We start from the raw sequence: 26,075 nt of genomic DNA, 5'->3' as shown, positions 1-26,075 counted from the left end.
TGCTAATTTAACTAGCAGGCACTTTGCTATTTAAGCCCGATTGTACCGAAAATACTTTTTGTTATTGCTGAGGTTTTAAATAACCTAGTGGGCAGGTAAATAATCACTGCATGAGAGGCAATAGGAATACAGTAAAAAGATTGTAGGGAAAAGCGGGACTATCGGAAGATGTGAAAACCTGACTTAAGCTTCCAAAACCAAAATTAAGACATAAAAAAAGCCGGTATCCACCGGCTTAAACAACTATATTTGGTTGTAAAGAGAGTTCTTATATTACATGTGCTTATTTACATCACCAACGTAAATTTGACGTGGTCTGCCGATAGGCTCTTTATTACTTCTCATTTCTTTCCATTGTGCAATCCATCCAGGAAGACGTCCCAACGCAAATAGTACGGTGAACATTTCAGAAGGGAAACCCAATGCCCTGTAAATGATACCCGAGTAGAAATCTACGTTAGGATACAATTTACGATCAATGAAATACTGATCTGTTAGTGCTGCCTGCTCTAATTTCTTCGCAATTTCCAACACTGGATCGTTGATTCCTAAGCTTTCTAAAATATCATCACAAGCTTTTTTGATGATTTTAGCACGTGGATCAAAATTTTTGTATACACGGTGACCAAAACCCATCATACGGAAAGGATCATTTTTATCCTTCGCTTTAGCAATCCACTTATCTGTATCGCCGCCGTCAGCTTTGATTTTTTCTAGCATTTCAATTACAGCTTGGTTAGCACCACCATGTAATGGACCCCAAAGTGCTGAAATACCTGCAGAAATTGAAGCATATAAGTTACAGTCTGATGAACCCACAATTCTTACTGTTGATGTAGAACAATTTTGCTCGTGATCAGCATGAAGAATCAATAATTTGTTCATAGCACTTACTACCACTGGATTAGGTTCGAAATCTTCGGTACGTTGACCGAAAGTCATCCACAAATAGTTAGTAATGTAATCGTATTTATTTTTTGGATAGATTAGCGGGTGACCTAACGATTTTTTATAAATGAAAGCCACGATGGTTGTCATCTTCGCTAACATTTTAATAATAGTAAGGTCTTTCTCCTCATCGGATTGGTTGGCTTCTAAACTTTCAGGGTAAAATGTAGATAAAGAACATACCAATGAAGATAATTGCGCCATTGGATGCGATTTTGACGGGTAACCATCAAAAAACTTCTTCATATCCTCATGAATCAAGGTATGCATGCTGATGTCTTTTTGGAATTTCTCCAAAGTTTCTGCCGAAGGAAGCTCGCCATAAATTAACAGATAAGCCACTTCTAAAAACGAAGCTTTTTCTGCAAGTTCTTCAATAGGGTATCCGCGATATTTTAAGATTCCCTGCTCACCATCTAAAAAGGTGATTGCACTTTTGGTAGAACCTGTATTTTTATATCCAAAATCTAACGTAATATGACCAGTAAGGTCTCTCAATTTTGAAATATCAATAGCTTTCTCTCCTTCTGTACCAGTGATTACCGGAAACTCATAAGTCTGTCCGTCTATCTTAATTTCTGCAGTAGTTGACATATATCTAAAATTTTATATAATTATAAGTAGTTATTTTCTTTTATTAAAATTTGGGCGGTACAATTATAGACTTGTTACAAATATTTTAACAATTCTAATGTACTTTTAATTCAAGTTAGATGCTTTAATCTCTTCAGCTACTCTCCCACACTCCATCATCTCGTCTCCATAGTAAGGATTTTGTATTTTTTTAGCTGACGATAACCAATCTGCACCATCACCGTTATTTGCCATTGGGCAATGCTGAACGTAAAGGGTTCCAGCTGTTAGGGCAGCATGTTTAAACACTGGGATTAACTCAACATTCAAATCTGTAAATGCAGCACGTTGCACTTTTATGTCGCTTGCTGAACTAATTTTATTGGCAATATTTGCTGCACTTTCACAACCTTCAAAACCTTTTAATGCTGTAGCCAAACTGCTTGCCGCTGCTTTAGCTTCACTGGGCTTAGTAGCAACCAACGCATCTTTCAAATTGGTATAACTTGCGTAGATATTTTTAAGCGTATCGTTTTTAAATGCCAAATCAGTAGCAGCGGTAGTATCACTAGCATTAGCTATTTGCGTACTATCGCGTAGTTCGATGGTTTTGTTATTACTGTTACATGCAAATAAGGCTGATGTAGCTAGTAAAACAAAAACAATGTATTTTTTACTTCTCATATGCGGTTAATTTTAACTATATATTTGGTAGCGCACACCGTTGTTGGATATGTTCTGTTTTGTGCTCAAAATAGCATTTATTATTCTAAAAACACAAAAAAAGCCCCGATAAAATTATCGGAGCTAAGTAATATTATATTACGATTATAATTTGTTAACTACAGCTTAAAGTTTGAAGCCATAAGCTAAACGTAAACCAACATAACCGTTGTTAACGCTACTTTTTGTCAAGCCTTCATATTTCACACCTAAATCCAATCCGTTACTCCAAGCGTAACCGATTGCTGGTGAGTAAGTGAACCAAGTACCGCCGCCTTTGTTTGTACTGAAAGCAGCACCTGCTTCTGCTAAACCATAAGCACCAGATCCGCTGTCGCTAAAAAATACTTTTAAACCAGCTTTAGCAGGAATATAGTTGAAATTAGCAACACTAACATTACCAATATCCTTGTTAAAAATTGAGGTAAAACCTGTAGTAATTGGAATAGATAATTGTCTATCGATATCCACTTGGTAACGTAAATCCGCTCCTAAGGCAAAACTTGAACCATCGTTAGTTGGAATACCAGCATTAATACCAACACCTAATTTTTGGCGTGATGGATTTGTAGGTTCAGAAGCAGTTTGAGCGTTTGCGTTAGTTGTTACGAAAATAGCTAGTGCAGCTACTGCAGCCGCTATTGATTTTGTATACTTTTTCATTGTTTTTTGTGTTAATCTTTTGAAATCGATTTAATTTTTCTGGGGTTGCTAACTTACGCTTGCAACTGAACATAGAAGTTCAAACAACATGCCACTTGGCGGAATAGTCTATACGATACGGATATAAAAAACTAACAAACAACAACTTATAAGAGTAAAACAATTGAATTATCTATATTTTGATTAGCTGGCATAACAGTAATGAAATGTACTAAAAACTAAACAAATCTGTTACAATTGAATAGTTGAGTGTAAATTATACACTGGCAGCATAAGGAGAATACCTTTAAAACTATCTGAGAAAGTTCTCTTGAGATTGGAGTAAAGGAACTAGTAAAAGCTAATATTTAAGAAAGAAATGCTACAACAACAGAAAGCTAATAGCAAAAAAAGAACAGACTTAGTTTTTTTAAGCCTGTTCTTCACGGTGTAAATTAATACGTCCTTTATAAAATAGTTTTAAAACTTAATTAGCTTTTAACCATTTGGGATATTCTTTAGCCAATAAATTTTGAGCAAAGGTGCCGTACCAAGCATAACCGTTCCTACGCTCTTGACTGATGTCTTCTACCCTATCTTTAATGGAATTATCTCTATCGCCAAAAATTGGCTTATTGGTATTAAGATCGTAAAATCTTGCCCAACTTATAGCTTCGGGATTTGGAACCAAGCCTTTGTCCTTCTCAGCAATTTTATCATATTTAAAACCAACTATCTTGGTGCTTTCAAACCACTCTACTGCATTTTTGATGGCATCCTTAATTTCAGTTGATGGATTCTTAAGCTTCATTAGAAACCTAACTACACCAACCGATTCACTTGTACTTAAAGACGCTGGCTCAAAAGCTCTCGCTTTAGCTGGTTGCAAGGTATTTTGATCGTATTGTGCAGCCCAAATTGTCTTTTTTCCATTTTGTAAAACCTGTGTTTTAAGAATGCAAGATATGCCGCGTTTAACAGCGCTTTCTGCTTTGGAAACATATTTCGCATCTACTACATCAAAACCATTCGTTTTATCGATGATATTCAACATTACCGTCAATGCATTAATCATCGCATTATCGTTATAGGTAATTTCTGCTCTGTAGCTACTTTTATCAGGATAATATTGCGGCCAGCCACCGTTGGCATATTGAGCCATTAACAAATAATCTATTCCATTTTCCGCTGCTTTTAAATAAGCGGGATTATTAGTGTTTTTATATGCTAAAACAAGTGCGTTAATTTCTCTAGAAGTTGCGTTATTATCGATGGTGGCATGCAAAGGAGAGGTTGCTTTAATTTTCGAAAGCAATTCCTTTGTAAGTGGATTTTCATACTTGACAACACTCTTATCTTCCAGTTGCTTAGGCCAGCCTCCATTACTTAGCTGGTAAACCAACATTTTATCGGCAATGCTATCTGTTTTAACATCTGCTTTTGTAACACTCTGCGCCGTAGCACAGCCACTTAAAGCTACCATGCAGATGGTTAGTATATGAATGATATTTTTCATTGTGATCTGTTTTAATTTCTGCGATACACTTATTAAGAACGTTATCACTACCTCACTTTTTGGCGAGGGTTTGTTTTGCCAACCAATTAATTAACTCTTGCGCAGCTTGATAATTTTCGTAATTCGCAGGTATTTTGCGTCCATCCACGTACTCGTTATACAACCACGGATCACCAATTACGAATACAGTGCCCTTTCCGAATTTAGTTACTGACATTACATTATCTCCATCTTTGTCTTTCAAAACTGATTTGGCATTTCCCGATAATTTAAGGCTGCTATACTCCTTAATAAATAAATCCTTAGGTTTGAAGATGCTGTTTCCAGCTGGCACTACCACTTTTGCTGTCTCAAAATTTGTTGCTACAGGAACTGTTCCCTTACTATCTCCGTTAAAATGAACACCGAAGACATTCGCTAGCTTATTAAAGTTCTCTAGCTCTACATTCGCCGCATCATTTCCCATTAATACCAATATGCCACCTGCTTTAACCCAAGCAGAAATCTGCGCTATATCTTTTGATGAAATGAAGTTTGGCTTCGGATTTTCTTTTTCAAAATCAGGATCAACAATGATATAAACAGCAGCGGTTTTTAAGTTAGCTGAAGTTGGGGCCTGATATAAGGTATTGGTTCTGAAACCTGAATTTTCAAATTGCTCAGCCCAAAAAGAGAAGCCTCCATTGGCACGTTCTTCCCATTTGTAATGCCAAGACAGATCGTTGCCACTTTGATCTTTCTTTACTTCATTATTGAAATATGAATCTAAAACTACAATTTTATTTTTGCCAATTTTAGACGTAGCAGCGATTTCCATTTCATTTGCAGCTAGCAAAAACGCACCCACTCCTTTTGGATCATTGGTAATCACTTTCTCGCTAACGTAATATTCGTAGCTACCATCTCGGTAGGGCTTACCTCCCAGTCCCGAAACTTCTACTGTTCCTTTTAAATTCACCTGACTAGCTGATCGTTGTTCAATAAATTGCTTTTTAATTCCATTGTAACCTTTATCTGCAACGCTAAAATAAGCTGCTGGCAACCATCCATTTCTAACCGCTTTTGCAAAAGTATATACAAACATACTGGAGGCAGATGCTTCCACATAGTTGCCTTTAGCGGTAGGCTTGTCCAAAACATCGAACCATAAGCCTGTTTTTGGATCTTGAACTTTTTGTACTGCTTGAGCGAAACGGCCCAAGATTGCTAAAATTTCTTTTCTCCTAGGATGATTTTGCGGAAAGTTGTCCAATACATCAACCATAGCCATTCCGTACCAACCCATGGCTCTAGCCCAAAAATTTGGAGACTGACCAGTGGTTTTATTTGCCCATGCTTCCGCTTTTGACTCATCCCATCCATGATAAAGTAAGCCAGTTTTGGCATCCCTTGCATGTTTTTCCATCCATACAAACTGGTTTGCAATATCGTCGAATGCTTCCTCGTCTTTCACGAGGGCGGCATACTCCGCATAAAACGGTTGTCCCATGTAAAGTCCATCCAACCACATTTGATACGGGTAAACCTTTTTGTGCCAAAAACCGCCTTCATTGGTGCGAGGATGCTGCTTTAGCTGCTCCCACAATGTAGTAGCAGCAGTAAAATATTTCTTTTGACCAGTTACTTTATATAAATCGAGTAGTATTTTTCCATTTTTAACATTGTCGATGTTATAATCACTTTGTTTATAGCGCTCAATATTGCCTTCTTTAGTGACGAAAAAATACATGCTTTTTTGCATGTACTTAAAGTAATCACCATTGCCTGTTCTGCGCCAAATCGCATCTATTCCTTCCAAAACTACACCTTGATCATAAGCCCATTTCACTTTTTTAGGCACTTCCGGATTAAGATTAAGTGAATCTTTCCAAATTTCCATCACCGTAGATGCCATTTGCTGAGACAGCGGCAAAGTAGATTTCACTTGCGCAACAGCATTGAAGGATATTACAGCTAACGAAAATGCAGCAGCACCGTATTTGAGAACCTTGTTCATTATTTATTAATTTGAAGTGATTTTTCCTGTGCACCATTTAAAAATTCAGCTTGCTTTTGAGCTTTGGAAACGTCCAACCCTGAAGTTTTAATGTTACTATTTCTATCGCCGCTGATTCTAAATAACAAATCAGCACTGTTGTAGCCAATATTTTTAAGATTTACATTATTGGCATTTTGAATATTAATCAGAGGGTTGCCATGCTCAATAGTAAGTTTTACATTAGTTAAATTGATTGCTTTACCCTCCTGAATATCAATACCTTTTGTAGCTTTAATATTGATATTACTTAAGTTGATATTGGCAATGCTCATTTCTGGCAAACCACGCACAAATATGGCTTTTTCTGCACCGTCACAAACTACGTTGTCAATAAAAAAGTCTTTAAATACAGGTGTCTCTTCGGTAACCGGCAACATTTCCACTTTAGGTGCTTCACGCTGATCGCCTACTAAAGCAATAGGATCCACTGCAGCATAATACATATCAAATAATATCGCTTCGCCAGGAATATCCATCATGTTGATATTTTTGATGTGAATATTCTCCACAACACCGCCCCTACCTCTAGTAGTTTTAAAACGCAATCCGATATCAGTGCCAATGAATGTGCAGTCGGACACGAAGATATTTTTTGCACCCCCACTCATTTCACTACCGATTACAAAGCCACCGTGTGCGTGGTATACGGTGCTATTTCTGATGATTACGTTTTCTGTAGGCATTGCTCTTTTGCGTCCCCAAGCATCTCTTCCAGACTTGATACAAATTCCATCGTCGCCTACGTCGAAAGTGCTATTTTCGATCAATACGTTTTTACATGACTCGATGTCAATACCATCGCCGTTTTGCGCATACCAAGGGTTTTTTGCGTACACGTTTCTCACGGTTAAATCTTCGCACATTAGGGGATGAATATTCCAAGCAGCAGAATTTTGGAAAGTAACGCCCTCCAATAATACTTTTTTACAAGAGGTGAATACCAACAAATTCGGACGAAAAAAATCTTTCAAAGAGTCGTAATACGCAGCGTCTTTATCTGCCTTAATTTCTCCAGGATTACCTTTGATTTTTGAACCTTCTAAGCTCTTTTGTGAAGGATACCATGTTTTTTTATCTTCAGAGAGCACTCCACCCGAGGCTACTAATGTTTTCCACTGCGTTTCGGTTAGCTTGCTTTTTTTCACCATTCGCCAAGCATCACCACCGCCATCAATAATACCGTAGCCTGTAACGGCGATATTGGTTTGGTTAATCGCCCAAAGCGGAGATTGGTTACGCATTTGCGGTAAACCTTCCCAATTACTTTTTACTAAAGGATACTGATTAAAATCGCGGGTAAATTGCAGTATAGCATTCTTTTGAAGATGCAAATTGACATTGCTTTTTAGCTCAATGGGTCCTGTAATCCACAAGCCTTTAGGTACCACTACAACGCCGCCACCTTTTTTATTACAAGCTACAATAGCGTCATTAATATTTTTAGTGACCAAAGTAATTCCATCGCTTTTGGCGCCATAATTCACAATGTTAAAAGTATCTTTCTTGAAAGAAGTTTTTGCAACAACTGGCAAATTGTTAAAAGAATAGGGTTTCTTACTTGTTTGCGCCGATACAATTGTTGGCACTGCAATAAGTAATGCAAAAACGGAAGCTACAATTTTCTTCTTATCCATGTATTTATATTGGTTAGTTAAAAACGCTACGCTTAAAATCTGAGTGCTTTTTAATTAAAAAATTATTGATTCTAACTGAAAGCGCATAGCAATATTCAATAACAAGTCTACACAGTTTAGTGCAGTAAATGAACTAAAAGCTCGAAAATAACTATGCAAACGTTCCCAAATTGATGGTTGTAAAAGCGATGTTACCAATTTTACATTATTGATATCGTGTTAACATGTAAAAGCCGAGAAACCTCTCCCTAAAGGAAAAAAAATACGCCTTTTACAATAATTAGGTTTAAAACTTTTTTGAGTACATTTAATGCGCTTAATTATACCTCAATGCAAAAAAAACTTATGCAGCTATATTTTTCTTTACTGTTGTTGATCAGTATCAGTAGTTTTAGCTGCAAAAAGGCAGATGCTAGTAGCGTAATAGAGGAACCTGAACGTCCATCGATCGAAGAAAATTTTGAGAAAGGCGTTAAATCGTCCTATACAGAAGCCGAGCTTCAACTTGAATCAGGAAGCTGGATTTTCAATGATGCGCTTATTGGAAATTTAAGTAGCGACGTTAAGAACGGAGCCAATGCAGTTCGAATACGTAACAACGGATACATTTATACCAATTTTAGAACCACGGCAAGCATTAGTGCGATAAGTTTGAAATATGCTAAATATGGTAATGATTCGGAAGGGAAATTTGTTGTGCTTTATAGTTTGACAACTGATACCGCTTGGAAGGCCTTAAGTGATACTATCTTGGTAAATAACACTTCTTTAAAGAGTTTAGATTTAAAGCTAAAGATCAGTGGAGAAATCAGATTCAAGATTTTAAAGATAGATGGCACTTCAAACAGGATCAATATTGACGATTTTATTGTAGCTGGATCAAAAACTGGTACTCAAAATCAATCTAGCAACCAAAGTGTTAATCATATTTTACTTGGCAATCCGAGCAACGCCACTTACGATATTGTAAATTTTGAGAATTACTTACTGGAACAGCCCTACTACGTTAGTTCCTACAATAGCAGCAAGGGGATTCCGAACTGGGTGAGTTGGCACCTAGAGGAGAAAGATTTAGGTGCTGCTAAGCGACAAGATGACTTTAGAGCCAACACTTCATTGCCGAGCAGTTGGTTTATCGTGCAAAACAGCAGTTATTCAGGCTCAGGCTTTGATAGAGGACATATGTGCCCCTCGGCAGATAGGACTTCAACTACCGAAGCCAACTCGGCTACATTCTTGATGACTAACATGGTGCCGCAAGCACCAAGGAACAACCAAGGAGTTTGGGCAAATTTAGAAGACTATACTAGAACCTTAGTTAAAGCTGGCAATGAGGCTTATATCATTTCTGGTACTTTTGGAAGCGGCGGTACAGGTAGTCAAGGTGGTATTACTTATAGTTTGCAATCGGGGAAAATTACAGTACCAAACGCCGTTTGGAAAATCATTTTGGTGTTGCCTTTGGGCGATGATGACTTAACCAGAATAAATAGCAACACTAGAATTATAGCGGTACTTATTCCAAATGAAAACTCGGTGGGCAGCAACTGGAGAGATTACAGAACGAACATCAAAACTATCGAGGGAAAAACTGGATATCAGTTTCTTTCTGTGTTGAGTGCAAATCTGAGGAATATCTTAATCGAAAAAATCGACAATCAGTAAATTACTTTTCTATCCTAAACCAATCGAAATCAGCATAACCGCTATCGTTGGTTTGTTGATCACGAATGGCGAACAAACCTAGTTTTGCTCCTATCCACTTACCTGGCGCAGCGTCAAAAATTTCATTTACCGAAGTAAAGTCTATTCCGTTTGTGCTGTAAGCAAATTGACATTTTGCCCCAAGCTTTACACTAACACGTAAGTAAACTGTAGTGCTTGTCAATTTGGTCAGTACTTGTTCTTTCTCTTCGTTCCCTTTGTCGGCATTTTTACACGTAGCATAAATCAAGTGAAGACCATCTCTTTTAGATCTAACAGCTAAATAGGCATAACTTAAGCCATAAATCGTTAAGCCAATTTTTTCGTTTTCCAACTTTGGATTACCTGCAAAAGTCAATTTGGTAGTTGCAGTAAATTGCTCTGTTGGGAACTTCTGAAGCAATATGTTAGGTACGTCCCATAAGTTATTTGAACTATCTGGAACTTTGACGGTGTATAATCTTAAACTTCCTTTACTCGGATTCATAAAATACCAAGTAGCTACAGGGTTAGCTTGCCATTGCCATTGCAAACCTAATGTCATTCCGTTAAACTCATCACTTTCAGCAGGCGTGGCAATTTGGCTTGATTTTGTATGTGGCTTTTGATAAATTAACACCGGTTCTCCTATACCATCACCATCTTTATCAATGCCGATAACTGGCCAATTATCACGCCACACCATGGGTTGTAAATGTACCACTCGACCATAAGCATCTTTATCCTGAAAATGTAAAAACCAGTCTTCTCCTGACGTTGTAGTTATCCAAGCACCTTGATGCGGACCATTAATTGGCGACTTGCCTTGATCCATCACTATTTTTCGCTCGTAAGGACCGTAGATATTTTTAGAACGAAGCACTAACTGCCAACCTGTTGCAACACCACCAGCTGGAGCAAAAATGTAGTAATAACCGTTCCTCTTGTACAATTTAGGTCCTTCTAGTGTTGGATCTTGTTCGTGACCGTCAAATACAATCTTGCCTTCGTCAATAGTTTTATCTCCTGCAGCATTCAGTTGTTTAATTACTAGAATACTTTTAATACCAGCTCTACTCCCAGCGTACGCATGTACCAAATACACTTTTCCATCCTCATCCCAAAGCGGGCAAGGATCAATTAATCCTTTGCCGGCCTCTACTAAAACTGGGGCAGTCCAAGGACCGTGAATATTTTTAGCTTTAATCACGTAAATCCCAAAATCCGGATCGGGATAGTAAATATAAAAGTGCTGATTGTGGTACCTTATTGCAGGCGCCCAAACACCATTACCGTGCTGTGTTTTAGAAAAATGTGCTACAGGAACCTGTCTATGTAGTGCATGACCTATTAATTGCCAGTTTACTAAATCTGTAGATTCTAAAATAGGAATGCCGGGCACAGCATCAAAGCTCGACGCAATCATGTAGAACCTATCTCCTACTCTAATTGCATCTGGGTCGGAGTAGTCCGCATCAATTACTGGATTTTTATACTTCCCATTACCCAGATCAGCAACCCAAACTTTTGAAACATAAGGTAATACTTGCTGTGCAATAGCTGTACTACCTAATGCAATGAACACAAGTACACACCGAACGAAGCAAAAAAGTGGATTTATCTTCCTACAAAACATACCGTTTAAAGTTTGTATTGCGCTTCGGTAATTGATTTAATCAAACTGTTGATATAAACTTCGATGTTATCGTAAGCCGAGCTTAGGTCCCTCCCGTTTGCATTTGCTTTGTTTGGATCAAGCTTATTAGCTATTTCCCAATCATCAGGCATTCCATCGCCATCCGTATCTTTTAAAACTGCAGTTTGACTAAGCAATGGCCAGCCTCCAACATTTTTTTGCGTATCAATGATCCCCCACAAACCAGAGATAGACCCTTTGTAAGTAGCCGTTCCTGTTCGCACTTCGTTAGCTATTCTTGTATCTACCGCATCTCTTTTATAGGAAGCACCTGCATAATTTAATACTGCTTCATAAGCCTGGACCGCTGTATGTACGGTAAGTTCTGAATTTGCAAATGGCACTGTTTTACGCACCATTGTTTCCGTAATTCCAGAGTCGTAGTCTACGCCGCCATTCCAGTTGTTAGCAGTAACTGTAGGGTTACCATCCACATAATTACCATCAATGTAAAAAGTGCCGTAGCCAACACCATAAGTAGCGGGATTAGAAGCTCCTGTAGTCACATCTTTTGTAACCTGCATTATTCTTTTGTTTTTACTTGAAGGAGTTGAAGGCCCAGCTTTGTAGTAGTTGTTAACCATGTTATATTCGCCGTTTTCACCACCGTAAGCACTGTTACTGCTCCAATTATAAATCACATTGTTGCGGTAATCTACTTTATCAGGACCAAAAGGACCCACACCTGTACCACTGCCGTTGCTGTATCTTAAACCACCGTCGAACCTTGGGTTACGACTGGTATGGTGTGCCAATAAATTATGATGAAAAGTTGCAGGAGAACCACCCCAAATGCCACCGTAACCATGCGCTCCTTTAGAGTGACCTGAGTTATTCATGCTTTCAGTGATCATGCACCACTGCATCGTGAAGTTCTTGTTGTGATAAAAAGAAGCACATTCGTCAATAGACCAACTCATAGAGCAATGATCAATCATGATATTTTCCATTCCACGTCCCCAAAACGAGTCGCTTTCAATAGTAGCAACGTTTACATCACCTAACCTAAAGCGCATGTAGCGTACAATTACATTACTAGCGTTGATGTTCAACTCATAGTTTTGAATGCAGATGCCGTCACCAGGCGCAGTTTGTCCCGCTATGGTTACATTTCCATTATTGATGACTAATCTGCTATTAAGCACAATATTCCCAGAAACTTCAAAAACGATGATCCTAGCGCCAGTTGCGCTAAGTGCCTCTCTTAGACTTCCAGTTCCAGAATCGTTCAAATTAGTAACTTTAATTACCCTGCCACCACGACCGCCAGTGGTATTTTTGCCAAATCCCTCTGCACCAGGAAAAGCATATGCTGTTTCCTGAACTTGAACAGGTTTATCAACATTAGTACTTCCACCGTTATCGGTACTGGTTGGCGTAGTACTTTTTTTAGAGCACGCCAACAATGCGAAGGCTGCAAGAAGCAAATATTTCTGATTTATTTTCATCTGTATATTATAGATTAGTTGGGAAGCCATTGGCCTTTTCCCGAAAAAATGTTCTTTACGTTGTATTTTTTTAGCTCTTTTTTAGTGAGCTGATGAGACCACTCAATACGCTGTTCTTTGACAAAGCCAGGTCCAAAAGAACCATATTCGGCATAGTAGGTTTGTTTATGGTTTTCTGTTTTATTCCACGGGCTCCAACCTTGCGGCAAAATATGATCGCCCATTTCCGTATTGATGAAAACCGTTTTAGCGAAAGGTCTCCACGGTCTTCCGAGATATACTTTTTTAAATGCGGTATCGGCAGTGAGTTTACAGTTGAAGAATACAAAACCAAATGCCTGATATGGCGTAGTTGATGCAGCAGTGATATACGAGTTCTTTTTGCTGTGAATGTGACACGTTTCGAAAACTACTGTAGCTGCGCCAAATATAAAGTCTGTAGTGCCTTCAATATAACAGTTGACATAGTATTGTCGGCTGGTGTCTGCTGAAAGAAATAAGGTGTCTTGATTTCCAATAATATTACAGTTACGGATGACCACACGATCAGCTTCAACATGCAAAGCCACAGCTTGTCCAACTGGTCCTGCCGAGTTTTGAAAGGTTAAATTTTCTGCCACAAAGTCATTTCCTTGAACTAAAACTGAATGTGAAGTGTAGGTATTTATAGCTCCTTTTCCAGAATAATCATCGTAGGTAATGATCGTATTTTCCTTGTCTTCTCCAAGCAATTTTATCCTTATCTTTTGGGCTGGGATGATTAGCTTCTCTTTATAAATCCCTTTTTTGATATGGATGATCACCTGTTCCTCGCTATAATCTCTTACGGCCATTACCGCTTCCTGTATCGTTTTATAGTTGCCTGAACCGTCTTGCGCTACGGTCAGTTCTTTTGGATATTCCTGAGCGAAACAGAACCCGAAAACCGACAAAAAGTATATCAATAAGGTTATCTTTTTCATTTTAAACGAGATTCTCAATTCAAATAATTAATCGATAGGTTTCCAGCCATTAAATATTTTCTCTAATGTAAACTGATCTTTTACTTCCTTTTCAGTAAGTTGGTGCGACCATTTCACACGAGCTTTATCATTTGCACCGATGCCTCTACTTCTATATTCAGCATAAAATGACGTTTTTTCGGCATCTGGCTTGTTCCAATTGTGCCATCCTTCTGGCTTTACTTGCTTACCAAGGTCACAGTTGATCAACACCGTTTTAGCGAATGGCCTCCAAGGTCTGCCTAAGTAAAAAGAATCTTGTGGCGCACTTCCCGAAAACTTAGTATTGATAAAAACGTAACCATATTTGATGCTATCAGGTGTAGATGCAGCAGTGAAATAACCCGCTGTTTTTCCAAAAATTTCGCATTGATCGAATACTGCTGTAGATGAGCCGAATATGAAATCGACAGTACCCTCAACATAGCATTTGTAGTAATACTGCCTGCTGCCATAACCATAGGTATAAAGTGTGTCTTGAAATCCTAACATTCTACAGTTGATGAAGCGAGCTTTATCTCCAGCAACAAAAAGAGCTACAGCCTGTCCAACCGGTCCCGCTGAATTTTGGAAAGTAATATTTTGAGCTGTGAATTGTGGGCCGTACACGTAAAAGCTAGATGAGCCAGAAGTCCCTTTTTCTTCGCCGAAAATGTTCTTCTTTTGCGCCCAATCGTCATACGTTAGAATCGTTTTTTCGACGCTCTCTCCAATAAGCGTAACCATTTGTTTGGAATTTGAAAGATTCAACTTTTCCTTATAAACTCCATTTTTAATAAAGATAGTTGTGGTTACTTTTCTGAAATCAGGCACAGCATTTAAAGCTTCCTGAACCGTATTAAAATTTCCGGAACCGTCTTTCGCTACTACAAAATCATAAGTACCAGCCGTTTGTGCCTTTTGCTGTTCTTGAGCAATAGCAAAGTTCCACAGCACTGAAATCAAACAAATGAGCAACTTGGTTCGCATTACTTTTTCACAATTGGTTTTATGATATTTTGAGCCAAGGGCAAGTTTAGGTTTTTAATCTCTTGAAGCACAATTTGTGCTATTTTTCGGGCACCAAATTCACTAAAATGAGTATTATCTACTTTGCCGTCTGGATAATTTGGGTGTTCATTAGCTTGAAGTTGTAGAAACAACAATTTCGAATTTTCCTCACCAAACTGCTGATATAACGCTCGGCTTTTTTCATCCAAATCAATCAAAGGCACATTAAGTTTAGCAGCTATCTCCTTAACCAATGGTGTATACTCCTTGTGTGTTTCTAAAGCATTTGCATCCTTATCAAATTTCCTTCTAGAAACTGGCGTAATTAAAATTGGCGTTGCTTGTTTTGCCCTGGTCTCGTTTACGAACTTAACTAGGTTTTCCTTGTATTGTTCTGGTGTAGTATAACGATCTGTTTTCTCTTTGCTTTCATCGTTATGCCCAAATTGAATCAATACGTAATCTCCATTTTTCATTGTGGACAAAGCTGTAGTCCACAAGCCTTCACTCAGAAAAGTACGCGTACTACGACCGTTTTTAGCTAAGTTGTTTACTGCAACGGTTTGATCAAAGAAATAAGAAAATGGCATTCCCCAACCAGTTTCCGGATAAGCAGTAGTAAGCTTATTGGCAGCAGTGGAATCGCCTATAATAAATACCGTTGTTTTATTTTGGGAAACTTGAAAAAATGTAGCTGCTAAAATGAAAGAAAATAATAGAAAATGACGTATCATAAAAAAGCTTTAAAAAAAGATGGGGCTTTATCGGCCCCATCTCATTATGTTAAACTATAACCTCCACCTTGGATCTCCTGCGCTAGATTTCCCTGCGAAAGTATCATCTTTAATTTTAAAATTACCAGTAGCAGGAGCAGTAAATAACGTAGTCGAGGTACCTGTATATGCATTGATACCTGGAATAGCGTTGCTTGAAAATATCACATCGGAAGCTTGATAATTATTTTCTAATGTGGCTGTAGTACCACCACGCAAGCCTCGAGACGTGTTAGCTGGAGAATAACTTTTAGCAATAATATTATTCTTAAAAGTATATGATGAAGATACTATTTGAGCATTATAATCGATAAGGTATCTCGCATCGCCTACAATATTATAAAACGTATTATTTTCAACGGCAACAGTAACAGAAGGCGCTAAATTATGCAAGATTAGGCCATAACCGATATTTGAAAATGTATTATTTGTTAAAGTAATATTATTGATTTTTCCCGTCGCAACGTTAGTATTAATGAATGCGTAAGCTCCATTACTTCCGTTATTGCTAATATCTTCTATAGTACACTTGTTAACAATCACTTTATTTATTGTAATTGGATTAGTGCCTTGCAAGCGCAAAGCGGTATTAACTAAATTCCTTATCGTACAATTTTCAAAAGACACCTGTTCCATTGTTGAAGTAGTACTTTGATTAATTAGATATTGACGCTTGCTTGTAGTTGCGTCTCCATTTGCGTATCCGGTTATATCTACATTTTCGAAATGAAGTTTACCACCAGTTGTAGGTAACGTGATCAAAGAAAAAGAAATAATAGGTTTTACAGGTCCCGCTTCTCCAATAATACTAATGTCCAAACCTGCTGGTAAAACAACCGTTAAATCAGAGTTATACTTAGTTCCTTGCAATACTACAAATCTTGTACTTGCTGTAGCGGCTTGTATTTTTGCTGCCAAGTCATCCGTTGCCGTCACATAAACTACATCAGCACCTGTCGGCAGGTTAGGCAAAGTGGTAAAATTCTTGGTTCCTCTTACAGCAGTATTATTTAAAATAGTTGCGGTGTATGTAGTTAATGGAGACAAACCTGTAATGGTAGTCTGCCCTGCGCTAATTTCCGTCGCAGTTAAAGTTTTGGTTATATCACCTGGCATTACTTTAACTGTGGTGACACTAGATGCAGCAGGCCAGTTTAAAGTTACCGAATTAGGAGTCAACTTGTCTGAAGTGATATCTTGAAAAATCTGCTCCGGCTCCGTTTTAAATGAAATATTTACCCATTGAGAATCTGCAGCGCCATTTGTACCAACAGACTTCATTCTAGCATAGTATTGGGTATCGCCATTTAAGCCAGTAACTGTATAACTCAATAAAGTGTTTGAAATATCAGTAATTACCCTGGACGGAGTACCGCTATAATCAGCTGTTTGAAATATTTCAATAGTGTAAGATTTCGTATTTTTAATTTTTTCCCAACTAAAAATTGCGTTGACTTTACCTGATATTACTACTTTAAGCCCACTAACAGCGAACGATCGGGCAAAGCTTGCCTCTATTTCCTTAAGTTCAGTTTCTTTACAACCTAAAAATAAAGTTGAAAAAGTTAAGATCGTTAAAATAATCTTATTAAAATTTAATTTCATCGCAGTTCGATTAAAGTCCCAAATAACTATTATTAAGCTTACCATCAGAAGCGTCCAAGAACACCTGCCAAATAGGCCAGTGAGGTTGTTTGCTCGGCTGTTTTACGTAAATTGCATTCCAAGTCTCTACAGATGTACCAGAAACTGTAGATGAAAGTCTCCAGTCTACTGCCGTATAGCCGGTTTTAGCAGCACCAATCGCGTCAGTATCACCTTTCTCCAATCCATAAATATCCAAAGTTTCGTTATCAGCATTTAACTTCCAATACACTTTAGTGGGTAGTTGTGCATAATCATTCGCTCTATTATGTAAGTCTTGCAACTTGGCACGATTTAATGACAAAACATCATCTAGCTTATTCCAACGGATTAAATCTTGTTTTCTAATCATTTCTCCTACAAACTCTAAAGCTCTCTGTTTCATGATTACATTTTCTAAAAACTGTTGCTTATCTGAGAAACTAGAAGCATAAGTCATGTAAGCAGCTGCCTTTGCTGTATTTGTGCCGTAAGCTCTATCAACTATTTTCTTAACTTGAGGAAGTGCAGCTGCAGGCCCATCCAATTCATTAATCGCCTCAGCGGCCATCAATATTACATCAGAAAATCGCATTACCATCCAATTGATACCATCATCATTAGTTGATGTAACTCGCCTAGTCATCCATTCGTAGCGATATTTACCTAGGTACATTGTGCTTAGTGTGGAGATTCTTTGAACTGCGGTTGTCGCAGTTGCCGGTCCCCATCCGTAAGGTGTTACACTTACATTTCTACGAGTATCCTCTTTATCAAATTCATACCAAACTGTAGGATTTGCTAAAACAGAACCGCCTCTAGCTTGACCAGTATATTTATCGATTGTAGCATGCGCTACACCCAAATCAAATATTACTCTTCCTCTGCCTTCTGCAAAAGGAATTTCCCACATAGACTCCTGCCCAGCAGTTGTAATTTCTTTACATAAATTTTGAAATACAGTTTGGAAACTTGGCATCAAGACTCCTCTGTTCTCATTAATTAAGGCTAAACATTCATCTTTTACAATCTGATACATTTTTGACTTAGAAAGATCAGGATCATTACTCAAGCGAGTTACACCGTCCAGGTGCATATTATAGCCACCTGCCATCAACGCAATACGTGCCCTCAAACCTTTAGCGAAAGCTTTGTTTATGTTCTCAACTGTAGAAGTTCTTGCGGTTGCATTTGGCCAAGCTAGGTAATTTTGAGCTTCTGCTAAATCTGCAAGAATTTTTTTATAGATGACATCCATATCTGATCTCGGCAAATTTAGCGTAGCATTTGTTACAGGTTCAAATCTAGCAGGCACATTCCCCCATCCCTTAATTAAATCCATGTACATAAATGCCCTTAACGTAAGTACTTCACCATACAACTGGGCTAATTGGGCATTATTGTCAATATTTCCGTATTCTTTAAATCCCCTAATAGCCAAATTTGCACGTTCAATACCAGAATACAACATCGCAAACACATTTGTACTTGCGTTCATCTGAGTATTATTAACGTTGGTATTATAGTTACCCATGCGAGACTTTTCGGTAGTGAACGACGTAATACCTGATAAAATTTCGGTATCATTATTAGTTCCATAAAGTGCGATATACCTACCTCTATATGAGTTAGTTTCAGCAAATGTTTGCAAAATACCTGTTATTACACCCTCTGCTAACCTAACAGTCGAATACAATTCTTTATCTTCTATTGCAGACTTAAGTGGAGCATCTAGTACGTTTTTACAGCCGCCTAACAGTATTAAAACTGCGGTAAAAAACGATATATAGTTAATTTTTTTCATCACTTTTTGTATTAAAAGTTAACGTTTAAACCGAATATAATTGATCTACTTCTTGGATAGGCAGAATAATCCACACCAGGCGTTAATCCAGTACCTCTTCTGGTAGAAACTTCAGGATCGTAACCTGAATAATTGGTTAAAACAAATACATTATTCCCAGAAACATACAATCTCATTTTTTTAACTTTCATCTTGGCTGATAAATCTTGAGGTAATGTATAACCTAAAGTCACTGTCGAAAGCCTTAAAAAAGAGCCATCTTCAACTGCCCAATCTGATAAAACATAGTTAGTATAAGGAGACCACAACGTTGTATTAGCATTCAGTGCAGTTAATTCAGCTGGGTTGTTACTAATTGTACCATCTGCACGAAGATTTGTCCACCTTTTGCCTGTGGCCATCTCACTAATTAGGTTCCTGTAACTTGTGTTTCCCGTTGAAGTGTACTCGATTTTATTTGCATTATACACATCATTACCATAACTCCAATTAAAATAAGCTCCAAAGTCAAAATCAAATACACGGCCGTTTAGCGCAAAACCACCAGTATGTTTGGGAAGTGCATTACCAATAACGGTTCTATCGCTATTATTAACAACACCATCACCGTTAATATCAACTAGCTTGTGTTGTCCTGGTCTGATGTTACCGACTACGCTACTTGCACTAGGCACCCCTGTAGCAAGTGTCCATGTTGAGCCGTTTACACCCGAGAAATCTGAAACCTCATATCGCCCAGCACTTCTATAGCCATAAATTTGACCCAACGAACTACCCACTAAAACCTTATAATCCTCGCCTATAGCAGTAGATGCCCATCCTGATGTTCCGTTGATGTTTTCTATCGCACCTAACGAAACTACTTTGTTTCTGTTAAAAGAGATATTAGCATTAAAACCAAGATCGAAGTTCTTTTTCTGAATTGCTTTGTAGTTTAAACTAAATTCCAATCCTTTATTTTGAGTTTCACCAATATTTCTGTATTGGTTTTCGTAGCCAATACCAGTAATCGGATATAGAATCAATAAATCTTTTGTATTATTAAGATACGCATCAGCAGTAGCAGACAATTTAGAATTAAAGAAACTGAAATCTAAACCAATATTACGAGAAACTGTAGTTTCCCATTTCAAGTCAGGGTTGAATAATATTTTACCAGTAGACCAAAAATTGGTTGCTCCATTAATCCAACTTGTGGTACCATTAGTGTAAGCCTGTTGAATCTGACCAGGTAGAATGTTGTTATTTCCCGACTCGCCATAACTAGCCCTCAGTTTTAAATCTGACAACCAAGATTTAGTCCTTGACATGAAGTCTTCCTGAATGATTCGCCATGCACCAGATACTGATGGGAAATAACCCCATTTGTTTCCATCGCCAAACTTAGATGAACCGTCCGCTCTAAAAGCAACGCTCAATAAATACTTACCTTTGTAGTCATAATTTGCTCTACCAAAAAAAGAAAGAAGTTTATCATCTGGAGAAAAAGCATTATCTATTGAAAAAGGGACACCTTGAGTGGTAAATAAACGAGTTTGGTTAAAATTGAAATTTACAGGATAGCCATGAATAACATTATTCAAAACGGAATTTTCAACTTTTAAATATTCTTGACCGAGTAGCGCTGTAAGATTATGATTTTTTGACAACACCTTTCTGAAGTTGTAATTAATTGTATTTGTGTTTCTTAACGAAATACGATTAGAATTTGCAATAGTTAAAGCAGGCATATTTTGATTCAATACACCCGGTACATTTCTGACATAGTATGTAGTTAATCCGTAAAACCTATCATTTGTATTATTTCCAACTTCGTAGCCTAAATCTGATCTGAACTTAAGATCATCTATAATGTCGTAGGTAGCTGCAGCAGTAAATGTATATTGTTTACGTGTAATCAGCTGATCATTGTCTGTTACAGCAGTGGTTGGGTTATATAAATTAAAATCATCTTCGATGTTGTCATTGGTAGTTAAACCAGGCACAGAAAATGGCGGATATAACACGGCATATTTCAACCGAGAATCTGCAGATGAAATCTCTTTTGTTTCGTTTGCACCACCACCGTTTGTTCTGGTATCCGAGTAACGCAAACCAACATCAATAGATAACGATTTATAAAGCTTATGATTTAATTTGAAGTTGATATTTTGACGTTGAAATCCTGACAATAACATAATCGCCCTGTCTTTCACAAAATTGTGACTTAAGCTATATTTGGTTTTATCACTTCCCCCCATAATGCTTAAGTTACTATTTATCGTATTTCCTCTGCGACCGAAGACAATGTTTTGCCAATCATTAGTGGCGATGTTGTTATACAAGTCCATATCACCAAATGCACCAAAATAATCAGTATATCCAGGTAGCGAACTTGCTCCAGGAGCTAATAGTCTTTCGTGTTCGTATTGCCATAGAACATAGTCAGATGGAGTTAAAACGTCTAAAGTATTGGCTATCTTTCTAAAACCGCCAAATAAATTGTACGAAATACTAGTTTTACTATCTTTTGAACTTTTGGTGGTAACTAGAATAACCCCATTTGCTCCACGAGAACCATAAATTGCGGTAGAGGAAGCATCTTTAAGAATGTCAATGCTTTCGATATCCTGAGGTGCAATATCAGCTATAGTATTTACTGGAAATCCGTCAACAATATACAGCGGCTCATTGCTTTGTGTAATCGACGACCCGCCCCTCACTCGAACGTTTATTTCAGCATCGGGAGATCCTTCTGTTGTAGCAATATTAACACCTGCCACCCTACCCTGTATAGCTTCTAAAGCAGAAGAAACAGGAGCAGCAGCAATGGTAGCTGCACTAACAGAAGAAACAGCACCAGTTATTGCTTCACGTTTAACAGTGCCGTAGCCTATGTTTACGATTTTAACTTCGTTAAGTGTTGTTGAACTTTCTTCCATTGAAGCGTTAACCTGAGATTTTGCGCCTACGGCAATCTCCTGGTTATCAAATCCTATGGAATTAAAAACTAAAATAGTGTTGCCGGAACTTGGCACACTGATTTTATAAATACCGTTGGCATCGGTAGATACCGCATTTTTTGTTCCTTTAATGGTAACGGCTACACCAGGAATCGGAGATCCGGTAGCTTTTTCAGTTACCTTTCCTGTTACTGGCCTTGTTTGTGCCTGCACTAGCTGAACGCCAATAGCCAAAACACAAAAAAACAGCAAGAATTTTTTCATACAATATGGTTAAAAATTTGGTTATACGCAGATAGGCCCTAGAGCCTTCCTAAAACAATTCTACAACGTTTTTTTAAGATATACCGTGAAACACTAGTTATAAATTTATGCAATCGTTCCCGACAACGTTGCCAAATACAAGTAAAAATTATATCTTTAATAGTATAGATAAATAGTGCTATTTTTGAAACACACTTTCAAGCTAGCCACTTACGTAAAAACACACTGCAAACATGTTTGAGCCCGTTACCATAAAAGATATTGCTAAAGCACTTGGACTATCCACTTCTACGGTTTCCAGAGCCCTGAGGGACACCTATGAAATTAGTCCGGCCACAAAAAAATTAGTGACCGATTATGCCAAGCAAATAGGTTACAAACCCAATCCTATTGCTTTAAGTTTAAAAGAGCGCAGGAGCAAATCTATTGGTGTAGTAGTAAGCGAGGTGGCAAATAGCTATTTTTCTCAAGCTATCGACGGTATTGAATCTATTGCTTACGATAAAGGCTATCACGTTATCATTTCTCAGACACATGAATCATATGACAGAGAAGTTATTAACGTTAACCATTTGGCATCAAGGTCGGTAGATGGACTACTAGTTTCATTGTCCTCTCAAACTTCAGACATTTCCCATTTAAAGAATTTGCATGATAAGGGTTTGCCAATCGTGTTTTTCGATAGAGTTGCCGATGAAATCATCACTCACAAAGTGATAGCCGACAATGAGAAGGGAGCCTATGAAGCTACAAAATATCTAATCAAATCTGGATACAAAAAAATAGCGCATCTAACCAGTTCTAGCTACCTTTCTATTAGTATTGAACGGTTAAGCGGCTATAAAAAAGCGCTGGCCGATAGTGGCATTTCATTCAATGAAAGTTATGTAAAATACTGTCCGCATGGTGGAATGCTTTATGACGAAACGGAAAATGCAATTAAAGAATTGCTGGCTTTAAAAGATAAGCCAGATGCAATATTTGTTGCCGGCGATAGGCTGAGTACAGGTTGCCTAAGTGTTTTCAAGAACTTGAAAGTAGATGTACCAAAAGATATGGCAATTGCCGGTTTTAGCAATTCTGATGCCTTGGACTTATTCAATCCTTCACTTACTTCAGTTAGGCAGCCAGCCTACGAAATTGGACGATTAGCCACCGAAATGTTGCTTAAAATAATAGAATCGAAGTATCCAATTGAAGACTTTGAAAAGAAAGTATTGGACACTTCGCTATTTATTAGATAGTTAGGGTAATTTATAAGCTTGTCTAGCTAATAATTTCCATTCTTTACCGTCTTTAATCCAAACGAGCATTATTCCTAGGCTAACTTCGCCGGGCTTGCCTCCGTCGTTTGTTTTAGCAAACAGTTGATGTCTAACAATAGCGGTTTTACCCGTTATTTTATAGGTCTGATTTTTTAATTCAATACTTACAAAATCAGATCTGCCACTGGCTATACTTTCTACAAATGCCGCCTTATCCTCTACTTTACCACTTGAATGTCCATAGTTCAAATCAGCAGCGGCAATGGATTCTAAAGCATTTCGATCACCACTAACCATTGCTTCCTTTAGCTTTTCTACAGCGTTTAAAAGTGCTAGATCTTTTTTACCTTGACCGTACGTGCCAAAAGCAACTAAAGAAAGTACTACAAATAATAATTTTCTCATTAATTAACGTTTGTTCTATGAAATAAAAAAACCGACGCATTGTAATCCGTCGGCCAAAGAGTTCATGTTATTGTTTATTTTTCAATAAATCTCTAATTTCTGTAAGCAACACTTGTTCTTTTGAAGGTGCTGGAGGTGCGGATGGTGCAGCTTCTTCTTTACGTTTCAATGAGTTTATACCTTTAACCATTATAAAAATCACTAACGCTAGTAAGAAAAAGTTGATAGCAACGGTGATAAAATTTCCGTAGGCGAAAATAGCTGTTTCCGGTAATTTTCTAGCTTCCTCTAAAGGCATGTTCGCCGGCACATCTCCTTTTATTACCAAATAAAGTTGACTGAAATCTGGTTGACCTATTATCGCAGAAACAATGGGCATCACTAAATCTTTTACCACACTGTCTATTATTTTACCAAATGCACCTCCAATAATTACCCCTACCGCGAGGTCCATTACGTTGCCTTTTACGGCGAATTCTTTAAATTCTTTAACAAATCCCATAAATATTTGCTTATTCTACAAAAAATATAACTATGTAAACTTAGCGAAAAGAACATTAATTAATCAAATAAACCAACAAAATTATAAAGCATTTGTTTATTTTTGAAAACTCTTTTATTCCCATTTATGCTAAAACAACATCTTCAGCAAAAGTTATTACAGAAATTATCACCACAGCAAATCCAATTTATCAAGTTGTTGCAGGTACCTACCGTAGCACTAGATACTCGTATAAAGGAAGAATTGGAGGAAAATCCTGCTTTGGAAGATTCAAGTTTGATTTCTTTGGATGAACCTAAAGGTGAGTATGACGATTTAAATGACGAAAAAGAAGATTTTGACAGTGATGCCGGAGAGGATAATAGTCTAGATGAATTCAATGTAGACGATTATTTACAAGAAGACAACACTAACGATTACAGTACTTCCTACAACAATGGTGATGATGACGAAGAGAAAAAAGAAACACCTATTGCGATAGAAACCACTTTTTTTGAAAGTTTACAACAACAATTAGATTTAATTCCGCTCTCTGATCAAGATTTCGTGATTGGAAAGCAAATTATTGGTAGCCTTGATGATGACGGTTACCTGCGTAGGCCTATCACCTCTATGATCGACGATTTGGCCTTTTCCCAAAATGTAATTGTTGAAGAGGAAGATGTGCTTGAAATGTTAAAGCTTATACAAAGTTTTGATCCTCCAGGTATTGCCGCTAGAGATTTGCAGGAATGTTTAACGTTGCAACTTAAGAGAAAAGATGTAAGCAATCCGTTAATCAAAAAAGCAATTGACATCGTTGAGCACCACTTGGATGAATTCACTAGAAAACACTACGATAAATTAGAGCGTGCTGTAGGCTTAAATAGTGAAGAACTCAAAGAAGTAGTAGCTGAAATCTTACGCTTAAATCCAAAACCAGGAGACTCTAATCAAGTTACTACCAAGCAAATGCAAATCATTCCTGATTTTCATATTAGCAATAATGATGGCGTATTGATATTGACGTTGAATGCTAGAAATGCTCCTGAATTACGTGTGAGCCGTTCATACATGGATATGTTTGAGCACTATGAAAAAGCTTCCCAAAAAGATAAAAAAATGAAAGAAGCAGTGCAGTTTGTTAAACAAAAATTGGATTCGGCAAAGTGGTTTATTGATGCAATTAGACAGCGCCAGCAAACTTTGTTGAAAACAATGAATGCCATTATGCACTATCAATACGATTATTTTTTAACTGGCGATGAGCGCAAGCTGCGTCCTATGATTTTAAAGGATATCGCAGATAAAATAGATATGGACATATCAACCGTATCCAGGGTAGCAAATTCTAAATATGTACAAACAGAGTTCGGTACGTTCCTGTTAAAATCTTTTTTCTCTGAGGCCATACAAACTGAAAGTGGCGAAGAGGTATCCAATAAAGAAGTTAAAAAAATATTGGAAGATTGCATTGGCAAAGAAGATAAACGTAAACCACTTGCTGACGAGCGTTTAACAGAGATTTTGAAAGAACATGGTTACAACATTGCAAGAAGAACGGTCGCTAAATATCGCGAGCAAATGAATATACCGGTGGCAAGGCTTAGAAAAGAACTGTAGCAA

19 protein-coding genes are annotated in these 26,075 nt (G+C 37.6%); 3 read left to right on the top strand and 16 right to left on the bottom strand.

The genetic code is table 11. From position 1 onward, the window contains the following. Positions 1 to 273 precede the first annotated feature (273 nt). The 6 genes from ACY2A0_RS17230 to ACY2A0_RS17205 form a co-directional block, all read right to left on the bottom strand. Complete coding sequence (locus ACY2A0_RS17230) at positions 274 to 1,542, bottom strand: citrate synthase (RefSeq protein ID WP_461790618.1); 1,269 nt, start codon at positions 1,540 to 1,542, stop codon at positions 274 to 276. A gap of 105 nt (positions 1,543 to 1,647) precedes the next feature. Continuing rightward, positions 1,648 to 2,205, bottom strand: a complete 558-nt coding sequence (locus ACY2A0_RS17225; RefSeq protein ID WP_461790617.1) for a DUF3347 domain-containing protein — start codon at positions 2,203 to 2,205, stop codon at positions 1,648 to 1,650. A gap of 165 nt (positions 2,206 to 2,370) precedes the next feature. Then, positions 2,371 to 2,907 (bottom strand): hypothetical protein, encoded by a 537-nt coding sequence (locus tag ACY2A0_RS17220; RefSeq protein WP_461790616.1) that lies wholly within the window; start codon positions 2,905 to 2,907, stop codon positions 2,371 to 2,373. Positions 2,908 to 3,373: 466 nt separating this feature from the next. After that, positions 3,374 to 4,402, bottom strand: coding sequence for a pectate lyase (pelA, locus tag ACY2A0_RS17215; RefSeq protein WP_461790615.1), 1,029 nt, complete (start codon positions 4,400 to 4,402; stop codon positions 3,374 to 3,376). A gap of 52 nt (positions 4,403 to 4,454) precedes the next feature. Further along, positions 4,455 to 6,398: a glycoside hydrolase family 88 protein gene (locus tag ACY2A0_RS17210; RefSeq protein WP_461790614.1), complete on the bottom strand. Its 1,944-nt coding sequence runs from the start codon at positions 6,396 to 6,398 to the stop codon at positions 4,455 to 4,457. Beyond that, positions 6,398 to 8,074, bottom strand: a complete 1,677-nt coding sequence (locus ACY2A0_RS17205) for a glycoside hydrolase family 28 protein (RefSeq protein WP_461790613.1) — start codon at positions 8,072 to 8,074, stop codon at positions 6,398 to 6,400. Before ACY2A0_RS17205 ends, ACY2A0_RS17210 begins: the two co-directional genes overlap by 1 nt. Before the next feature lie 330 nt (positions 8,075 to 8,404). On the opposite strand from ACY2A0_RS17205, the gene ACY2A0_RS17200 reads away from it, so the two are divergent. Further along, on the top strand, positions 8,405 to 9,739 hold the full coding sequence (locus tag ACY2A0_RS17200) for a DNA/RNA non-specific endonuclease (protein ID WP_461790612.1): 1,335 nt from the start codon (positions 8,405 to 8,407) through the stop codon (positions 9,737 to 9,739). 1 nt (position 9,740) lies between these two features. Here the strand turns inward: ACY2A0_RS17200 and ACY2A0_RS17195 are convergent, their stop codons facing one another. The 8 genes from ACY2A0_RS17195 to ACY2A0_RS17160 are packed head-to-tail and all read right to left on the bottom strand — an operon-like array spanning position 9,741 to position 22,298. Beyond that, positions 9,741 to 11,342, bottom strand: a complete 1,602-nt coding sequence (locus ACY2A0_RS17195) for a glycoside hydrolase family 43 protein (protein WP_461790611.1) — start codon at positions 11,340 to 11,342, stop codon at positions 9,741 to 9,743. Between the two features lie 56 nt (positions 11,343 to 11,398). After that, positions 11,399 to 12,901, bottom strand: a complete 1,503-nt coding sequence (locus ACY2A0_RS17190) for a pectate lyase (protein WP_461790610.1) — start codon at positions 12,899 to 12,901, stop codon at positions 11,399 to 11,401. Between the two features lie 14 nt (positions 12,902 to 12,915). Then, positions 12,916 to 13,863, bottom strand: coding sequence for a pectinesterase family protein (locus ACY2A0_RS17185; RefSeq protein WP_461790609.1), 948 nt, complete (start codon positions 13,861 to 13,863; stop codon positions 12,916 to 12,918). Positions 13,864 to 13,890: 27 nt separating this feature from the next. Next, positions 13,891 to 14,871, bottom strand: a complete 981-nt coding sequence (locus ACY2A0_RS17180) for a pectinesterase family protein (protein ID WP_461790608.1) — start codon at positions 14,869 to 14,871, stop codon at positions 13,891 to 13,893. Continuing rightward, positions 14,871 to 15,626 (bottom strand): rhamnogalacturonan acetylesterase, encoded by a 756-nt coding sequence (locus ACY2A0_RS17175; protein WP_461790607.1) that lies wholly within the window; start codon positions 15,624 to 15,626, stop codon positions 14,871 to 14,873. The genes ACY2A0_RS17180 and ACY2A0_RS17175 overlap by 1 nt, the downstream gene beginning before the upstream one ends. Before the next feature lie 54 nt (positions 15,627 to 15,680). Next, the gene (locus ACY2A0_RS17170; RefSeq protein ID WP_461790606.1) at positions 15,681 to 17,270 is read right to left on the bottom strand and encodes a DUF5123 domain-containing protein; all 1,590 of its coding nucleotides are present in this window, start codon (positions 17,268 to 17,270) and stop codon (positions 15,681 to 15,683) included. A 10-nt stretch (positions 17,271 to 17,280) separates the two neighbouring features. After that, positions 17,281 to 19,092 (bottom strand): RagB/SusD family nutrient uptake outer membrane protein, encoded by a 1,812-nt coding sequence (locus ACY2A0_RS17165; RefSeq protein ID WP_461790605.1) that lies wholly within the window; start codon positions 19,090 to 19,092, stop codon positions 17,281 to 17,283. An 11-nt stretch (positions 19,093 to 19,103) separates the two neighbouring features. Then, complete coding sequence (locus ACY2A0_RS17160) at positions 19,104 to 22,298, bottom strand: SusC/RagA family TonB-linked outer membrane protein (protein ID WP_461790604.1); 3,195 nt, start codon at positions 22,296 to 22,298, stop codon at positions 19,104 to 19,106. Between the two features lie 233 nt (positions 22,299 to 22,531). Here ACY2A0_RS17160 and ACY2A0_RS17155 point away from each other — a divergent pair, with 233 nt between their 5' ends. Beyond that, positions 22,532 to 23,542 carry a LacI family DNA-binding transcriptional regulator gene (locus tag ACY2A0_RS17155; protein ID WP_461790603.1) on the top strand — a complete coding sequence of 337 codons (1,011 nt, stop codon included), beginning with the start codon at positions 22,532 to 22,534 and terminating at the stop codon, positions 23,540 to 23,542. Here the strand turns inward: ACY2A0_RS17155 and ACY2A0_RS17150 are convergent, their stop codons facing one another. Continuing rightward, positions 23,543 to 23,968, bottom strand: a complete 426-nt coding sequence (locus ACY2A0_RS17150) for a nuclear transport factor 2 family protein (protein ID WP_461790602.1) — start codon at positions 23,966 to 23,968, stop codon at positions 23,543 to 23,545. Positions 23,969 to 24,035: 67 nt separating this feature from the next. After that, positions 24,036 to 24,470: a large conductance mechanosensitive channel protein MscL gene (gene mscL, locus ACY2A0_RS17145; protein ID WP_461790601.1), complete on the bottom strand. Its 435-nt coding sequence runs from the start codon at positions 24,468 to 24,470 to the stop codon at positions 24,036 to 24,038. A gap of 126 nt (positions 24,471 to 24,596) precedes the next feature. On the opposite strand from mscL, the gene rpoN reads away from it, so the two are divergent. Continuing rightward, positions 24,597 to 26,072: an RNA polymerase factor sigma-54 gene (rpoN, locus tag ACY2A0_RS17140; protein ID WP_461790600.1), complete on the top strand. Its 1,476-nt coding sequence runs from the start codon at positions 24,597 to 24,599 to the stop codon at positions 26,070 to 26,072. The last annotated feature ends 3 nt before the right edge of the window (positions 26,073 to 26,075 follow it).

The sequence above is a fragment of the Pedobacter sp. genome (assembly GCF_965249885.1).
Taxonomy (GTDB): domain Bacteria; phylum Bacteroidota; class Bacteroidia; order Sphingobacteriales; family Sphingobacteriaceae; genus Pedobacter.
This window is presented reverse-complemented; position numbering and strand designations above follow the sequence as displayed.

Coding starts and splice junctions, on each gene's coding strand:
- ACY2A0_RS17200 (WP_461790612.1), top strand. CDS start 8,405: ATGCAAAAAAAACTTATGCAGCTATATTTTTCTTTACTGTTGTTGATC.
- ACY2A0_RS17230 (WP_461790618.1), bottom strand. CDS start 1,542: ATGTCAACTACTGCAGAAATTAAGATAGACGGACAGACTTATGAGTTT.
- ACY2A0_RS17165 (WP_461790605.1), bottom strand. CDS start 19,092: ATGAAAAAAATTAACTATATATCGTTTTTTACCGCAGTTTTAATACTG.
- ACY2A0_RS17220 (WP_461790616.1), bottom strand. CDS start 2,907: ATGAAAAAGTATACAAAATCAATAGCGGCTGCAGTAGCTGCACTAGCT.
- ACY2A0_RS17175 (WP_461790607.1), bottom strand. CDS start 15,626: ATGATACGTCATTTTCTATTATTTTCTTTCATTTTAGCAGCTACATTT.
- ACY2A0_RS17210 (WP_461790614.1), bottom strand. CDS start 6,398: ATGAACAAGGTTCTCAAATACGGTGCTGCTGCATTTTCGTTAGCTGTA.
- ACY2A0_RS17150 (WP_461790602.1), bottom strand. CDS start 23,968: ATGAGAAAATTATTATTTGTAGTACTTTCTTTAGTTGCTTTTGGCACG.
- ACY2A0_RS17155 (WP_461790603.1), top strand. CDS start 22,532: ATGTTTGAGCCCGTTACCATAAAAGATATTGCTAAAGCACTTGGACTA.
- mscL (WP_461790601.1), bottom strand. CDS start 24,470: ATGGGATTTGTTAAAGAATTTAAAGAATTCGCCGTAAAAGGCAACGTA.
- ACY2A0_RS17225 (WP_461790617.1), bottom strand. CDS start 2,205: ATGAGAAGTAAAAAATACATTGTTTTTGTTTTACTAGCTACATCAGCC.
- ACY2A0_RS17160 (WP_461790604.1), bottom strand. CDS start 22,298: ATGAAAAAATTCTTGCTGTTTTTTTGTGTTTTGGCTATTGGCGTTCAG.
- ACY2A0_RS17185 (WP_461790609.1), bottom strand. CDS start 13,863: ATGAAAAAGATAACCTTATTGATATACTTTTTGTCGGTTTTCGGGTTC.
- ACY2A0_RS17170 (WP_461790606.1), bottom strand. CDS start 17,270: ATGAAATTAAATTTTAATAAGATTATTTTAACGATCTTAACTTTTTCA.
- ACY2A0_RS17205 (WP_461790613.1), bottom strand. CDS start 8,074: ATGGATAAGAAGAAAATTGTAGCTTCCGTTTTTGCATTACTTATTGCA.
- ACY2A0_RS17180 (WP_461790608.1), bottom strand. CDS start 14,871: ATGCGAACCAAGTTGCTCATTTGTTTGATTTCAGTGCTGTGGAACTTT.
- ACY2A0_RS17190 (WP_461790610.1), bottom strand. CDS start 12,901: ATGAAAATAAATCAGAAATATTTGCTTCTTGCAGCCTTCGCATTGTTG.
- pelA (WP_461790615.1), bottom strand. CDS start 4,402: ATGAAAAATATCATTCATATACTAACCATCTGCATGGTAGCTTTAAGT.
- rpoN (WP_461790600.1), top strand. CDS start 24,597: ATGCTAAAACAACATCTTCAGCAAAAGTTATTACAGAAATTATCACCA.